General features: G+C 64.7%; 16 protein-coding genes. 12 read left to right on the top strand and 4 right to left on the bottom strand.

Features of this window, described 5'->3' with window-relative positions; all coding sequences use genetic code 11:
- The first annotated feature begins 187 nt into the window (after nt 1-187).
- The 3 genes from KZZ07_RS19005 (at nt 188) to KZZ07_RS19015 (ending at nt 3,382) form a co-directional block, all read left to right on the top strand.
- Complete coding sequence (locus KZZ07_RS19005) at nt 188-625, top strand: cupin domain-containing protein (protein ID WP_219516457.1); 438 nt, start codon at nt 188-190, stop codon at nt 623-625.
- Nucleotides 626-740: 115 nt separating this feature from the next.
- Nucleotides 741-1,970 carry an MFS transporter gene (locus KZZ07_RS19010; RefSeq protein WP_219516458.1) on the top strand — a complete coding sequence of 410 codons (1,230 nt, stop codon included), beginning with the start codon at nt 741-743 and terminating at the stop codon, nt 1,968-1,970.
- A gap of 2 nt (nt 1,971-1,972) precedes the next feature.
- The gene (locus KZZ07_RS19015) at nt 1,973-3,382 is read left to right on the top strand and encodes an MATE family efflux transporter (protein WP_370631205.1); all 1,410 of its coding nucleotides are present in this window, start codon (nt 1,973-1,975) and stop codon (nt 3,380-3,382) included.
- Between the two features lie 84 nt (nt 3,383-3,466).
- Here the strand turns inward: KZZ07_RS19015 and KZZ07_RS19020 are convergent, their stop codons facing one another.
- The gene (locus KZZ07_RS19020; protein WP_219516459.1) at nt 3,467-4,786 is read right to left on the bottom strand and encodes a ferredoxin reductase family protein; all 1,320 of its coding nucleotides are present in this window, start codon (nt 4,784-4,786) and stop codon (nt 3,467-3,469) included.
- A 132-nt stretch (nt 4,787-4,918) separates the two neighbouring features.
- Here KZZ07_RS19020 and KZZ07_RS19025 point away from each other — a divergent pair, with 132 nt between their 5' ends.
- Complete coding sequence (locus KZZ07_RS19025; protein ID WP_219516460.1) at nt 4,919-5,794, top strand: 50S ribosomal protein L11 methyltransferase; 876 nt, start codon at nt 4,919-4,921, stop codon at nt 5,792-5,794.
- A 115-nt stretch (nt 5,795-5,909) separates the two neighbouring features.
- A complete protein-coding gene (locus KZZ07_RS19030) occupies nt 5,910-6,254 on the top strand; it encodes a hypothetical protein (RefSeq protein ID WP_219516461.1) in 345 nt (114 codons plus the stop codon).
- Between the two features lie 126 nt (nt 6,255-6,380).
- Here the strand turns inward: KZZ07_RS19030 and KZZ07_RS19035 are convergent, their stop codons facing one another.
- On the bottom strand, nt 6,381-6,656 hold the full coding sequence (locus KZZ07_RS19035) for a DUF1127 domain-containing protein (RefSeq protein ID WP_219516463.1): 276 nt from the start codon (nt 6,654-6,656) through the stop codon (nt 6,381-6,383).
- A 317-nt stretch (nt 6,657-6,973) separates the two neighbouring features.
- On the opposite strand from KZZ07_RS19035, the gene ruvC reads away from it, so the two are divergent.
- The 4 genes from ruvC to ruvB are packed head-to-tail and all read left to right on the top strand — an operon-like array spanning nt 6,974 to nt 10,028.
- Complete coding sequence (gene ruvC, locus KZZ07_RS19040) at nt 6,974-7,462, top strand: crossover junction endodeoxyribonuclease RuvC (RefSeq protein ID WP_219516464.1); 489 nt, start codon at nt 6,974-6,976, stop codon at nt 7,460-7,462.
- A complete protein-coding gene (gene ruvA / locus KZZ07_RS19045) occupies nt 7,459-8,133 on the top strand; it encodes a Holliday junction branch migration protein RuvA (protein ID WP_219516465.1) in 675 nt (224 codons plus the stop codon). Before ruvC ends, ruvA begins: the two co-directional genes overlap by 4 nt.
- Before the next feature lie 9 nt (nt 8,134-8,142).
- Nucleotides 8,143-9,003, top strand: a complete 861-nt coding sequence (locus KZZ07_RS19050; protein ID WP_219516466.1) for a GIY-YIG nuclease family protein — start codon at nt 8,143-8,145, stop codon at nt 9,001-9,003.
- On the top strand, nt 9,000-10,028 hold the full coding sequence (gene ruvB, locus KZZ07_RS19055; RefSeq protein WP_219516467.1) for a Holliday junction branch migration DNA helicase RuvB: 1,029 nt from the start codon (nt 9,000-9,002) through the stop codon (nt 10,026-10,028). The genes KZZ07_RS19050 and ruvB overlap by 4 nt, the downstream gene beginning before the upstream one ends.
- Before the next feature lie 2 nt (nt 10,029-10,030).
- On the opposite strand, the gene KZZ07_RS19060 is transcribed toward ruvB, so the two are convergent.
- Nucleotides 10,031-10,438, bottom strand: a complete 408-nt coding sequence (locus KZZ07_RS19060) for a SecDF P1 head subdomain-containing protein (protein ID WP_219516468.1) — start codon at nt 10,436-10,438, stop codon at nt 10,031-10,033.
- A gap of 177 nt (nt 10,439-10,615) precedes the next feature.
- Here KZZ07_RS19060 and KZZ07_RS19065 point away from each other — a divergent pair, with 177 nt between their 5' ends.
- On the top strand, nt 10,616-11,251 hold the full coding sequence (locus KZZ07_RS19065) for a hypothetical protein (RefSeq protein WP_219516543.1): 636 nt from the start codon (nt 10,616-10,618) through the stop codon (nt 11,249-11,251).
- Nucleotides 11,252-11,408: 157 nt separating this feature from the next.
- Nucleotides 11,409-11,795, top strand: coding sequence for a SpoIIAA family protein (locus KZZ07_RS19070; RefSeq protein WP_219516469.1), 387 nt, complete (start codon nt 11,409-11,411; stop codon nt 11,793-11,795).
- Nucleotides 11,796-11,941: 146 nt separating this feature from the next.
- Here the strand turns inward: KZZ07_RS19070 and trpS are convergent, their stop codons facing one another.
- Nucleotides 11,942-12,970 carry a tryptophan--tRNA ligase gene (gene trpS, locus KZZ07_RS19075; protein ID WP_219516470.1) on the bottom strand — a complete coding sequence of 343 codons (1,029 nt, stop codon included), beginning with the start codon at nt 12,968-12,970 and terminating at the stop codon, nt 11,942-11,944.
- A 74-nt stretch (nt 12,971-13,044) separates the two neighbouring features.
- Between trpS and KZZ07_RS19080 the strand changes: the two genes are divergently transcribed.
- Nucleotides 13,045-13,728, top strand: a complete 684-nt coding sequence (locus tag KZZ07_RS19080) for a rhomboid family intramembrane serine protease (RefSeq protein WP_219516472.1) — start codon at nt 13,045-13,047, stop codon at nt 13,726-13,728.
- The last annotated feature ends 4 nt before the right edge of the window (nt 13,729-13,732 follow it).

Genomic DNA, 13,732 nt, shown 5'->3' on the forward strand with positions numbered 1-13,732 from the left:
GATACAGATCATGAAGATTGCATGTCGCGCAGCGGAGGTGCCGATGGGGCAAGTTGTCCACAGGCGACAGCCCTGTCGCAAACCGGCCTCCCCGTGGCGACAAAACCCAGTCGCAGCCGGGACAGAGGCGCAGGGGGCGATTCGGGCATGCTCTTTGGAACACCCCGTGCGCAAAAGGAGAGGCGTCATGGACTTCGACATGGAATTCGCCAACGAGATGATGATGGCGGTGGCCAAGCTGCCGGTTATCGCGAACGCCGACCACGCACCGCTGGAAGGCGGCGAGGATCCGGCCTTTGGCACGGTGCGCTGGCGGACGCTGTTTTCGGCCGACAAGACCTCGACCTCCGGCATGGTGATGGGTGTGGCGGAGTTCGGCCCCTCCGGAACCCTGCTGCCGCATCGCCACAGCCCCGCCGAGATCTATTTCGGCCTCGAAGGCTCGGGCATCGTGACCATCGACGGCGTGCCGCATGAACTGACGCCGGGCACCGCGCTGTATATCCCCGAGGATGCGGAACATGACACCGTGGCCGGGGCAGAGGGGCTGCGGTTCCTCTATGTCTTTGCCAAGGATCGTTTCGCGGAGGTGGAATACCGGTTTTCAGAGGCGCAGGCGCTCTGAGACCCGCGCCCCGGCCGCTGCTTTCGGGACCTGCGCCCGAGGCGGCGGCTGGAATGTGCATTTGTGCACCGAACCGGGACTCGCCAAGCCAAGAGTGGCGGCGTAAAGCAAAACCATGACCCCGGTTCCTCTTTCAGAAGCGCGCCACCTTCCGGTCTGGCGGCGCCCGATTGCCCTGCTGGCGCTCATGGCGATTGCCATGCCGCTGTCCTTTGCCACCTGGTCGGCCCTGCTCAACAATTTCGTCATCGAGGTGGCTAATTTCGAAGGCAAGCACATCGGCTGGCTGCACACGGTGCGCGAGATCCCCGGCTTTCTCGCCATCGGGGTGATCCTTGTTCTGCTGGTGGTGCGGGAACAGGTGCTGGCGCTGGTGTCGCTGGCGCTGTTGGGCGTGGCAACGGCGATCACGGCGATGTTTCCCAGCCTCGGCGGGCTGCTTTTCGTGACCTTGCTGAGTTCCATCGGCTTTCACTATTACGAGACGGTGAACCAGAGCCTGCAATTACAGTGGCTGCCCAAGGACCGGGCGCCGCAGATGCTGGGCTGGCTGGTGGCCGTGGGGTCGGCCGCGACCTTTGTCGCCTATGCCTGCATCGTCGTGACGTGGCGGACCTATGATCTGCCGTACAGCGTTGTTTATGTCGTCGCCGGGGTGCTGACGCTGGGGATCACCGCCTGGTGCGCCTTTGCCTTTCCGCAATTCGAAAGCCCCAACCCACAGGTCAAGACATTCGTCCTGCGCCGCCGCTACTGGCTGTACTATGCGCTGCAGTTCATGTCGGGCGCGCGGCGGCAGATCTTTGTCGTCTTCGCGGCCTTCATGATGGTCGAACGCTTTGGCTATGATGTGCACGAGATCACCTCGCTCTACCTCGTGACGCTGGTCCTGAGCATGGTGGCGACGCCGATCTTTGGCCAGGTGGTGGCGCGGTTCGGCGAACGCAACGCGCTGACCTTTGAATACATCGGGCTGACGCTGGTGTTCCTGGCCTACGGCGGGCTGTTCTGGTTCGGCTGGGGCGTGGTTCTGGCCGCGACGCTCTATGTGATCGATCACATCTTTTTCGGCTTTGCCTTCGCGCTGAAGACCTATTTCCAGAAAATCGCCGACCCGGGGGACATGGCGCCCACCGCCGCCGTGGCCTTTACCATCAACCATATCGCGGCGGTCTTTCTGCCGGCGACGCTGGGCTATCTCTGGGATACCTCGCCGGGGTCCGTCTTTGGCCTCGCGGCGGGCATGGCACTGACCAGCCTGGCGCTGGCACTGATGATCCCGCGCCACCCCGAACCGGGCAATGAGACCGTCTTTAGCGGGGTTGTCGCGGCCCCGGCGGAATAGGCGTGGCCGAAGAGGCAACCGGGACCGGGGGACGTTTCCTCACAGGGTCGACCCTGGGCCACGTCGTCCGGATGACGCTGACCGGCGCGGCGGGCATCACCTTTGTCTTTGTCGTCGACGCGGCCAACCTCTTTTGGTTGTCGCAACTGGGCGAACCGATCCTGATGGCGGCCATCGGCTATGCCTTTGCCGTCCAGTTCTTTACCGTCTCCATCGGCGTCGGCCTGATGATCGCCACCACGGCGCTGGTGTCCCGCAGCATCGGGCGGGGCGAGCGGGCCATCGCGCGCGAACAGGGGGCAGCGGGAATGCTGCTGTGTTTCCTGGTGCAGGCCGTGACAGCCGGGGCCGTGGTTCTGTTCCGGCATGATCTGCTGAGCAGTGCGGGGGCCGAAGGTCAGGCATTGGAGCTGGCGGCGCGCTATGTCGCGCTGTCCATGCCCTCACTGGCGGTGATGGCCGTGGGGCTCTGCGGCAGCGCGGTGCTGCGGGCCGATGGGCTGGCGCGGCCGGCGATGATGGTCACGATGGGGGGCGGCATCATCATGCTGGGGCTGGACCCGCTGCTGATCTACGTCCTTGGCTGGGGGCTGGATGGCGCGGCGCTGAGCGTCTGGATCTTTCGCGGCATCATGGCCGGGCTGGCGCTCTGGTTCGCGGCGCATCGGCATCGGTTGCTGGCTGTGCCCCGGCCCGCCCTGATGTTCCGGCATGGGCCGGGCCTGCTGCGCGTGGCGCTGCCCGCGATCATCACCCAGATGGCCACACCCTTCGGAAACTTCCTGCTGACCGGGTTCATCGCCGTGTATGGCGATACCGCCGTGGCGGCCTGGGCTGTCATCAACCGGCTGACGGTGGTGGCCTTTGGCGGGTTGTTTTCGCTGGCCGGCGCCATCGGGGGCATTTTTGGACAGAACTTTGGTGCACGGCAGTTCGACCGCCTGCGCCAGACCTACCGCGACGCGGCGCTGTTCTGCCTGGCCTACGCGGCGGGCGTCTGGCTGATCCTGATGGCGCTGACCGGAATTATCGCACGGGGTTTTGGGCTGGAGGGGGACGCCGCCGAGGTCTTATGGGCCTTTACCCATTTCGGGGCGCTGTCCTTCACGCTCGGCGGAATGCTGTTCGTCTCGAACGCGGCGTTCAACACTCTGGCGCGGCCGCTCTGGGCCTCGGTGCTCAGCTGGCTGCGCGAGGCCGTTCTGATGTGGCCCGTGGCGCTCTGGCTGTCGGGCATATACGCCGCGCAGGGCGTGATCTATGCGCAGGCGCTGGTGGGCGCGTTCATGGGTGTTGTGGCGGGGGTCCTCGGCTGGCGCTACGTTGCGGGGATCGGTGAGGGACCCTTGCCGCGGGTGAACCTGCGCGAGCGCCGCGCCCTGCGTGACCCGAACCGCTGGCGCCGCCGCTAGAACTGGCCGCGCAGGGCGAAGGCCAGGACCGCCAGCACGATCACGAGGGTCAGCACCCAGAAGGCGCGCGCAATGCGTCCACGGCTAGTCATAGCTGAACTGCTCCAGCAGGATGTTGCGGGGGGACACGCCAAGCGCCAGTAGCGCGTTCTCGACCGCATGCAGCATGGGGGGCGGACCGCAGAGGACAAAGACCCAGGTTTTCAGGGCCTCCGCATCCAGATGCCGGGTCAGCACGTCGGGCGTCAGAAATCCGGTTTCACCGGTCCAGCCCTTTGGCGGGTCGGACAGCAGGTGGACCACGCGCAGCGGACCGGTTTGCGTGCGCTGGTCCAGTTCCTCGCGGCAGGCGATCTGGTCTTCGGCCCGGTTGGCATAGAACAGCACGCGCGGGCGCGGGTCCTTGTCGGCATCCAGCTGACGCAGGTGGGACAGCATCGGGGCGATGCCCACACCGCCGGCAATCAATGCGACGCCGCCGGCCTTGTCATGCCGCTGCAAGGTCAGTGAGCCAAAGGGGGCATCGACCCAGGCTCGGGTGCCGGGTGTGACCTGACCCAGCCGGTTGGTGAAGTCGCCCAGTTCCTTGATGACAAAGCGCAGCCTGCCGCCTTCGGCCGGGGCGGAAGCGATGGAAAACGGGTTTTCGTCCAGCGAGACGGCGGGCTCGCCGATGCTGATCCAGGCGAAATGCCCGGGGCGATATCGCAGGCCCTTGTGGCCCTCGGGGTCAAGGCACAGCTCCCATGTCCGGTCTGCCAGCCGGGTCACGCTGCTGACCCGCCAGGGGCGCCGCGCCTTCATCAGCGGCTTGACCGCGTAGACCCAGGCCAGAGAGAGCACGGCAATGGCAAACAGGACCCACCAAAAACCCCAGAGGACAGGGTCACCGCTGTACCGTCCGGCGCGGGTGGCATGCAGGACGCCAAGCCCCGCCATGACCAGCGCCATGATCCCGTGCAATGCGCGCCAGACCTCGTGCCGGTATAACGCGTCACGCCCCAGCGCCATGACCATCACGGCGCCCAGCAACAGCCAGGCGACGATCCCGGGCCAAAGTCCGGGCCAGTCGAAGTTCAACGGGGCGGAGCCGGGCGGTGTCAGGCCGGGCCGCAGGCTTTGCGGTCCGGAATAAAGAAACGGGTGCAGCAGGATCAGGGCCGAGGCGGCGCGGGCCAGCAACTGGTGCAGGCGCATGGTCACATCCATGCCGATCCGCCCCGAGATCACGCGGAACCGCCCGGACAGGGCGAATTCCACCAGCAGGATCGCAAGCCCGGCCAGGGCCACGCCAGAGGCCAGTTCGTCCCGCAAGGGGCGCGGGGGAAGTCCCTGCAACGCGGACAGCGCCAGCGGTGCGCAGGTCAGGGCAAGGTAGAAAAGGACGAGAATTGCGGCGGGCATGGTGTTTTGGCCTTGGGTCAACCGCCCCTAGCACGGCTGCGTGACGGAAGCACGTCAAACGCGGCGCGGCTTGCGGCGGTCGGGCTTTCGTGCCACAGCGAATGCGCTTTTTTCCATCAATGGATCACCCACATGCCCAAGACCTGGACCGCCTTCACCAAGCTTGCCGACAAGGACAAGGCCGAGGCCCTGGGCCTCGCGCTCGAGGAGCTTGACCCCGAGCCCACGGGCATCGGCGTCTTCGAGATCGAGGACGGCACTGGCACCTGGGAGGTGGGCGGCTATTTCACCGAGGCCCCGAACGAGATCGAGCTTGCCCTGCTGGCCGCGGCCTATGACGCCAATAGCTTTGTCATTTCCGAGGTGCCGGACACCGACTGGGTCGACAAGGTCCGGCGCGAATTGACGCCGGTCGAGGCCGGGCGCTTTTTCGTCTATGGCAGCCATGACGCGGACAAGATCCCCGACGGTGCAGAGCCGCTGCTGATCGAGGCGGCGATGGCCTTTGGCACCGGGCACCACGGCACCACACAGGGCTGTCTCGAGGCGCTGGACCGGCTGGCGACAGAAGGATTCCAGGGGCGCAACGTTGCCGATATCGGCTGTGGTACCGCCGTTCTGGCGATGGGGGCTGCGCGAATCTGGCCCGATCCGGTGATCGCCTCGGACATCGACGAGGTTGCCGTGGAAGTGGCAGAGGCCAACGTGCGGGCCAACGATCTGGCCAACAAGGTCACCTGTGTCGTGGCCGCCGGATTTGACAGCCGCGAGTTGCACGACCGTGCGCCCTATGACCTTGTCTTTGCGAACATCCTGAAACAGCCGCTGATCGACCTGGCGCCCGACATGGAAAAGCATCTGGCCCCGGGCGGGTATGCTATCCTTTCGGGTATTCTGACCTGGCAGGCCGACGAGGTCGTCGAGGTCTACACTGCCCACGGGATGCCGCAATTGCGCCGCGATGTGATCGGTGAGTGGGTGACGCTGACGCTTCGGAAAAACCAGTAAACAAAGGGTTAACTGGGGCAATCGAGGCTAAATTGAATCCAATTGCCCCAATCTTGCCATAAAGTTTGGCTAAAAATTGCCTTATCCGGTGGGGGCCGGTTGAAATGAGGCTGCCATGGACGACGCTCAGAGGAGCTTTCACAAGCGTGAACAAGCGCTGCGGCGCAAGCACATCCGGATGTCACAGGGGTATATGACCCGGATGAACCGCAACGGCGTGATCGAACAGGTCCCCCAGAGCAGGATGAGCGGTTTCGGCCTGCACCTGTTCCTGCGCCTGGTGGTGGCGGTGATGCTGTTCAAGGTGGTCGCCCTGGCCTGGCTGGGCGACCCGATTTACACCGGACACGTCGAACGGCTGTCACAGGGCGTTTTCTATGAAAAGGCCGGGGCGTGGATCCTGCAGGTCGATCCCGTGACCCGCGTGCTGTCTGGTTTCCTCACGCCGGTCATGGGCTGAACAACCCAAGGTATCGAGAGACAAGAAAAAACCCGCGCTTCCGATGAAGCGCGGGTTTCCCCTATGCCGTGAGTGGCGTTGCCCGTCAGGCCGATCATCCCGGTCGGCCGTCAGCGCGCGTGGTCTTCAGAAACGGCGTGCAACGTTGTCGATGTCGCCGCGGTGCAGACCGATATCTTCCAGCTCGCGGTCGGTCAGGGCCGACAGGCTGTTGCGGGTCAAGCGTGCGTCGTTCCATGCGGAGAACGCGTTAAAGACAGCGGTGATGAAGCTGCCGATTCCTGCGGCGGAATCCGACGGACGTTGGGCGCGGGTCGCACCGAATGCCGAAGTGAAGATGTTGCCGATCTGGGCTGCGGAGCCCGACGCGGCGAAGGGGCGGTTTGTGTCGAATGCGGCCATCGCTGGTCTCCTTGGGAAGGGGGGTGTGTGTTCGTTCTGAAACCGCACATAGTTTGGGCAATCTGCTGCAACAAGGCGCATTTTCTGCATGGGTCACATGCGATTTCTGCATGGCATATGCCGCGGTTAACCCTACTGAAAAACAAGCAAAAATCCGCTCTATCCGAGGTCGTTTTCCGGCAGCTCTCTGCCGCAATCAAACGCAACGTGTCGGGGTTGGGACAGCCGGTGTCGCAAATGGCCCTCGCCGCATTAACCTTGGCTTTTGTTCGCCTTTCGTGCTAGCCGTGTCTGAAAAACAACACGGGCGGGCATCCATGCGAATTTTGGGCATTGATCCGGGGCTTCGGACCCTTGGATGGGGTGTGATCGAGGTCGAGGGCAGCCGACTCAGGCATGTCGCGAACGGGTTGTGCAAGCCCGGAGGCAAGGAATTGGCCGAACGCCTGCTCGCCCTGCACGAATTGCTGACCGATGTTTTCAATCGGATGTTGCCCGACGAGGCGGCTGTGGAACACACCTTCGTCAACCGCGACGGGGCCGGCACGCTGAAACTGGGGCAGGCGCGGGCGATCGCCCTGTTGGTTCCGGCGCAGTTCGGCCTGCCGATCGGGGAGTACGCGCCGAACTCGGTCAAGAAGACGGTGGTCGGTGTCGGCCATGCCGAGAAACACCAGGTGGAGCACATGGTGAACCTGCAACTCCCCGGCGCCAATCCGGCGGGACCGGACGCGGCGGATGCCTTGGCGGTGGCGATCTGCCATGCGCATCACATGGGCGCCCGGCGCATGAAGGTGCGCGCATGATCGGGCGCATCGCGGGACGGATCGTCTACCACGGCGAGGATCATGTGCTGATCGACGTCCAGGGCGTCGGTTATGTTGTCTATTGCAGCGACCGCGTGCGCGCGGGCCTGCCCGGCGCGGGCGAGGCCGCGGCGCTTTATACCGATCTTCTGGTGCGCGAGGACCTGTTACAGCTGTTCGGCTTTCCGACGCTGGTGGAAAAGGAATGGTTCCGCCTGTTGCTGTCGGTGCAGGGCGTGGGCGCCAAGGCGGCGCTGGCGATCCTGGGCGCGCTTGGTCCGGACGGGGTCAGCCGTGCGCTGGCGCTGGGCGACTGGACGGCGATCAAGGCGGCCAGGGGGATCGGCCCCAAGACGGCGCAGCGCGTCGTGAACGAGCTGAAGGACAAGGCGCCTGCCATCATGGCGATGGGCGTCAGCGAACCCACCAGCGCCGAGCCGCATGCAGCCCCTGCCGAGGTGATCGAGACGTCTGTGGCCCCCGATGCCCCCCGCAAGGCCCCCCCGCGCCGGTCCAGCGCACAGGCCGAGGCGCTTTCGGCGCTGGGCAACCTGGGTTACGGCCCCTCCGAGGCCGCAGGTGCCGTGGCCGAGGCCGCCGGAGCCGAGCCGGAGGCGGAGACCGCCGGCCTGATCCGCGCGGCGTTGAAGCTGCTGGCGCCGAAGGGGTAGGGGATGCGCTTGGCCGAGATATTAAAGGCGCGCGACATTTCGGCGAATGAGATGTCTGTGGTTCTGCACCGACCCGCAGAACTCCGGTTGCGACGAGCATTGGCCCATCTGGTCAGCAACCGCCGTGAACTCTTTGAAACCTATCAATCGTTTCACAACAGAACCGCCACTGCGACTCTCCACAGGCGACCTAGGCTGCTTTCCTTCGCGGAAATGGAACCCGGAGAGATGGTCTTTGTGGGGTGTTACAACGCGGTGTTTCGTGGTGCGCGCCCCTATGCCGAGATTGGCGCCGATCCGAACATTCAGGAGCTTCACCGGGATTTCGGCATGGATCTGTGGTGGGATGATGAAAACGAAACGCACCCTTGGTTCGATCTGCAACCCTTGCCGGATCTGGCGGATCTGGCCGGGCGGTTGCGCATCGAAACCCCTGCTGGACGGACCTACATGAGGTTGGCCGACAGGTTGGATGCAGAAGTCATCGCGATTGAGCGCGTTTCGCGATACGCCCCCCCGTTTCCGGGTTGGCGAAGCCTGTGCCTGACATCCTCGGACGTCCGGTTCCTGCCGGGCGACTGGGCCGCGCGCTTGCGCGAGTGGCGCGGTGTCTATCTGATCGTCGACGAAAGCGACGGTGAGCGGTATGTCGGCTGCGCATACGGAGCGGAGAACATCCTTGGGCGCTGGCAGCAACATTGTGCCAGCGAGGTGGGAGTCACCGTCGAATTGGCTCGACGCGACACGTCCGATTTCCGGTTCTCCATTCTTGAGAGGGTTTCCCCGGACATGCCCCCAGAAGACGTCATCGCGCTTGAACATACATGGATGGCACGACTCCATACGCGACAATTTGGGTTGAATACATGAGCGACCCCGACCCCACCCTGCGCCCCGATCCCTTGCCCGAGGACCGCGACCGCGCGCTTCGTCCTCAGATGCTGGAGGATTTCATCGGCCAGGCCGAGGCGCGCGCCAACCTGCGCGTCTTCATCCAGAGCGCGCGCAGCCGTGGCGAGGCGATGGACCACACGCTGTTCCACGGTCCTCCGGGCCTCGGCAAGACGACACTGGCACAGATCATGGCGCGGGAACTGGGGGTCGGGTTCCGTATGACCTCCGGCCCGGTTCTGGCCAAGGCGGGCGACCTTGCGGCGATCCTGACCAACCTCGAACGCAACGACGTGCTGTTCATCGACGAGATCCACCGGATGAATGCCGCCGTCGAAGAGGTGCTCTATCCGGCGATGGAAGACTACGAGCTGGACCTCGTCATCGGCGAGGGACCGGCAGCGCGCACCGTGCGGATCGAGTTGCAGCCCTTTACGCTCGTCGGCGCGACGACGCGGCTGGGCCTGTTGACAACGCCCCTGCGCGACCGGTTCGGCATCCCGACGCGGCTGAATTTCTACACCATCCCCGAGCTTGAAACCATCGTCACGGGCAACGCGCGCAAGCTGGGCGTGCGGATGGAGGGCGATGGCGCGCTGGAAATCGCGCGCCGGTCACGCGGCACACCCCGGATCGCCGGACGGCTGTTGCGGCGGGTGGTGGATTTCGCCGTGGTCGAGGGCGGTGGCGTGGTCAGCCGCGCCTTGGCGGACAATGCGCTGACCCGGCTGGGGGTCGACAGCCTGGGCCTGGACGGGGCGGACCGGCGTTACCTGCTGCTGATGGCCGAGAACTATAGCGGCGGCCCGGTGGGGATCGAGACGCTCTCTGCCGCGCTGTCGGAAAGCCGGGACGCGCTGGAGGAAGTGGTGGAACCCTATCTTCTGCAACAAGGGCTCATCAGCCGGACGCCACGCGGGCGGATGCTGGCACAGAAGGCGTGGAAACACCTGGGCCTCGCAGCCCCGGTGCCGCCGGGGCAGAGCGATCTTTTCGAAGGCTGATATCAGTCCACCAGACCCGCCGCCGCGCGCAGGCGGGTGGCCAGGTCCTGGACCTCGTCCGCGGTAAAGCCGCCAGTGACCTGCAAGGCGCCGCCAAGGATCGGTTGTGCCACCACCGCGTTCCAGACCGGCTCTCCGTCCAGTGTCAGTGCGATCTGCTGGCCGACGGCCTCTTTGGTCATGCTGGCCAGGACGGGCGCGCTGTCCGCGCAGAGCGCCAGGTTGATTGTCGGTTGGCCGCTTTGCGTGAAAGAGGGGCTGGCATCGGCAAGGGCGACGGTTTCCGTCCGGTCGCCCGACGCAAGGGCTATGCGGCCCGCGTCGTTGCCGTTGCAGGCGGCAAGCGCGGGCGTGGCGGCGGCAAAGACGAAGGCGCTTACCAGGCTGAGCATGGTGCGTCGACTGTGCATGGGGTCTCTCCTCTGCTGTCCTTCCGACATGGGGGCGCGGGCATAGGCGGCCAAGCTGCGCGGGGGTCGGGTAAACCCGACCTTGCAGCGGTGGTTTGCCTTTCGGGCCGTTTTGAGGCAGGTCGCGGCGCAGTGCTATTCCAGGACGTGAAGAGGACAGCCGGCATGACCCAGGAAATGACCCCCGAAGAGATCGCCTCGCTCTTTACGCGGTCTGACGGCAGCTATCTCTGCGCGCGCTGGGGGCGTCCCCTGGCGCCGATCGTCTTTGGAGTCGAGGATGATACGCTGCAGGTGGTCAAGGGCGCCTTCGAGGCGGTCTGCACCCTGGCCGGGCACCAGATGGCAGAGACGGACCCCGAGCTTGGGGCCAATGTCATGGTCTTTTTCTTCCGCGACTGGGCCGAATTGCTGGAGGTGCCGGACCTTGATCGCCTGATCGAAGGACTGGCCCCGCTGGTCGACCGCCTGCAGGCTGCGGAGGCGAACCAGTATCGCGTGTTCCGCTTTGATGCCGATGGCGGCATCAAAGCCTGTTTTGTCTTCCTGCGGATGGATGGCGAATTGACCAAGGTCCCGGCAGAGACGCTGGCGCTGAGCCAGGTGGTGCAGACGATCCTGCTGTGGTCGGATCGGGCCTTTGCCGACCGCTCTCCGCTGGCGCAGGTCGAGGGCGGTCGGGTGATCCTGCGGCCCGACCTGGCCCAGGTGATCCGCGCGGCCTATGACCCGGTGCTGCCCGTCGCGGCGACGGATCCCAGCCATGCACTGCGACTGGCGGCACGGATCGCGGCGGGGCAGGGGCAGCAATAGGGGCGCCCAGGGGGACGGACCAACGCGTCAGAGAAATCGACGGCTGCCTCGATGATGTCGCCATTCGGCAAGATTCGGCGGCTCTGTCCCCATGCTGACATGAGGCATTGCCGAGCGTCTCTTCGGGGATCATCCTGAGTCCGGGGAGGGTCGAGAGATGACCATCGACTACCACGAGGACGACGCGACAAAAGTCGTTGAATTTCATGTAAAAGGGCACATCAGCCGCGAGGTTTATGAGCCGCTGGTGCACAAGCTTCAGGACTTCATAGACCGCAACGGCACGGTGCGCATGATCGAAGTTGTCGAACATTTCCCGACCTTCGATCCGTCAATCCTGGTGCCGGGGCTCAAGTTCGACATTCGCAATATCCGCTACATCACCCATGTCGCGGTGGTGTCGGACATGGGCTGGATCAGCCCGGTGGTGAAGGCCGCGGGGGCGCTGATCTCGACCAAGATACGGACCTTCGGGATGGAAGACCTTGAGGCCGCGAGGGACTGGGTGCGCAGCGCCGATCCGGCGCGGGCCGGATCGAACTGACTCGGCCCGCGTCACCGGACGATCCGTACATTTTGTACAAAACGTACGTGGAAACCGGCATTTTGTACAAACGGGTAAGGTGGCGTTAACCCGACGGTGTCGCTGCGCATCGGGCAGGGTGGACCCACCGATGCGCGGCGAAAGACTTAACGCACCATGCCCACGATTTCGTAGGTCTTCTCCATGATCGGGGCGGCGATCTCGCGGGCGCGCTCCGAGCCGCGCCGCAGGATCGTGTCGATCTGGGCCGGGTCGGCGGTCAGGCGCTTCATCTCGGACGAGATCGGCTCCAGCTTGGCCACCGCCAGGTCCGCCAGCGAGGGTTTGAACGTGCCGAACTGCTGGCCGCCGTGTTCGGCGATGACCTGTTCGACCGAGAGATCGGCGAGGGCGGCGTAGATGTTCACCAAGTTGCGCGCCTCGGGGCGGTCTTCCAGCCCCTCGACGCTTTCAGGCAGCGGCTCGGGGTCGGTCTTGGCCTTGCGGATCTTCTGCGCGATGGCATCGGCGTCATCGGTCAGGTTGATCCGGCTCATGTCCGAGGGATCGGATTTTGACATCTTCTTGGTGCCGTCGCGCAGGCTCATGACGCGGGTGGCGGTGCCTTCGATCACCGGTTCGGTGATCGGGAAGAAATCGACGCCGAAGTCGTTGTTGAACTTGATGGCGATGTCGCGGGTCAGTTCCAGGTGCTGTTTCTGGTCCTCGCCCACCGGCACATGGGTGGCGTGGTAGACAAGGATGTCCGCCGCCATCAGCGCGGGATAGGCGAGGAGTCCCAGCGAGGCGTTCTGTTGGTTCTTGCCGGCCTTGTCCTTCCATTGCGTCATGCGCTGCATCCAGCCCATTCGGGCGACACAGTTGAAGATCCAGGCCAGTTGGGCATGTTCGGTGACCTGGCTCTGGTTGAAGAGGATGGATTGTTCCGGATCGACGCCGGAGGCGATGAAGCCTGCGGTCAGTTCGCGTGTCTGGCGGCGCAGCGCTTCGGGGTCCTGCCAGACGGTGATTGCATGCATGTCGACCATGCAAAAGATAGACTGGATCCCCGCCGTCTGGCTGTCCGCAAAGCGTTTCAGCGCGCCCAGGTAGTTGCCCAGGTGCAGGTTGCCCGAAGGCTGGATGCCCGAAAAGACGCGCGGCGTGAAGGCGGCATTGGGCTGAGACTCGGACATTGGTGATCCCCTGTGGATATTCCTGCGCGGCTGGCTTACCCATGCCGCCGGACACCGTCAAGAAAGAGGTCCCCATGACGCACCCGCATAACGAGGCCCCGGTCAACCCGCTGCCGCCCGTGGTGGCGGCCTTGTTCCTTGTGCTGGCCGGGATCGAGCTGGTGATCTGGCTGGGCGGACAGGGGATCGTGGGCGGCCCCGGCGCGGTCGGCTGGCGGACCTCGGCGATCGAGACCTATGCCTTTTCGGGCCGGGCCTTCGACTGGATGCTGGAGACGGGGCAGTATCCGCCGGAACACCTGCTGCGGTTTGTGGCCTACCTGTTTTTGCACCCGAGTTTCAGCCACGGGCTGTTCAGCATGGTGATCCTGCTGGCGATGGGCAAGATCGTGGCGGAATCGGTTGGGTCGCTGGTTTTTGTCGCGGTGTTCTTTGTCTCGGGGATTTTCGGGGCGATTGGCTTTGGCCTATTCAGCGACGATCCCTGGTTGGTGGGCGCCTTTCCCGGGGTCTACGGGCTGATTGGCGGCTTTACCTTCCTGCTCTGGGTGCGGTTGGGCAACGAGGGGGCGCCGCAGGTGCGCGCTTTTACCCTGATCGGGATGCTTCTGGCGGTGCAGCTGGTCTTTGGCGTGTTGTTCGGGGGCGGCAGCGACTGGATTGCCGACGTGGTGGGCTTTGTCACCGGATTCGCGCTGACCGTTCTGCTGGCGCCCGGCGGCGTGGCGCGGGTGCTGGAACGTATCCGGCGCCGGTAGCCGT

Source organism: Mameliella sp. CS4 (assembly GCF_019392335.1).
GTDB lineage: Bacteria > Pseudomonadota > Alphaproteobacteria > Rhodobacterales > Rhodobacteraceae > Antarctobacter.

Coding starts and splice junctions, on each gene's coding strand:
- KZZ07_RS19025 (WP_219516460.1), top strand. CDS start 4,919: ATGCCCAAGACCTGGACCGCCTTCACCAAGCTTGCCGACAAGGACAAG.
- KZZ07_RS19035 (WP_219516463.1), bottom strand. CDS start 6,656: ATGGCCGCATTCGACACAAACCGCCCCTTCGCCGCGTCGGGCTCCGCA.
- KZZ07_RS19030 (WP_219516461.1), top strand. CDS start 5,910: ATGGACGACGCTCAGAGGAGCTTTCACAAGCGTGAACAAGCGCTGCGG.
- KZZ07_RS19070 (WP_219516469.1), top strand. CDS start 11,409: ATGACCATCGACTACCACGAGGACGACGCGACAAAAGTCGTTGAATTT.
- KZZ07_RS19020 (WP_219516459.1), bottom strand. CDS start 4,786: ATGCCCGCCGCAATTCTCGTCCTTTTCTACCTTGCCCTGACCTGCGCA.
- KZZ07_RS19060 (WP_219516468.1), bottom strand. CDS start 10,438: ATGCACAGTCGACGCACCATGCTCAGCCTGGTAAGCGCCTTCGTCTTT.
- trpS (WP_219516470.1), bottom strand. CDS start 12,970: ATGTCCGAGTCTCAGCCCAATGCCGCCTTCACGCCGCGCGTCTTTTCG.
- KZZ07_RS19005 (WP_219516457.1), top strand. CDS start 188: ATGGACTTCGACATGGAATTCGCCAACGAGATGATGATGGCGGTGGCC.
- KZZ07_RS19080 (WP_219516472.1), top strand. CDS start 13,045: ATGACGCACCCGCATAACGAGGCCCCGGTCAACCCGCTGCCGCCCGTG.
- KZZ07_RS19065 (WP_219516543.1), top strand. CDS start 10,616: ATGACCCCCGAAGAGATCGCCTCGCTCTTTACGCGGTCTGACGGCAGC.
- KZZ07_RS19010 (WP_219516458.1), top strand. CDS start 741: ATGACCCCGGTTCCTCTTTCAGAAGCGCGCCACCTTCCGGTCTGGCGG.
- ruvC (WP_219516464.1), top strand. CDS start 6,974: ATGCGAATTTTGGGCATTGATCCGGGGCTTCGGACCCTTGGATGGGGT.
- ruvB (WP_219516467.1), top strand. CDS start 9,000: ATGAGCGACCCCGACCCCACCCTGCGCCCCGATCCCTTGCCCGAGGAC.
- ruvA (WP_219516465.1), top strand. CDS start 7,459: ATGATCGGGCGCATCGCGGGACGGATCGTCTACCACGGCGAGGATCAT.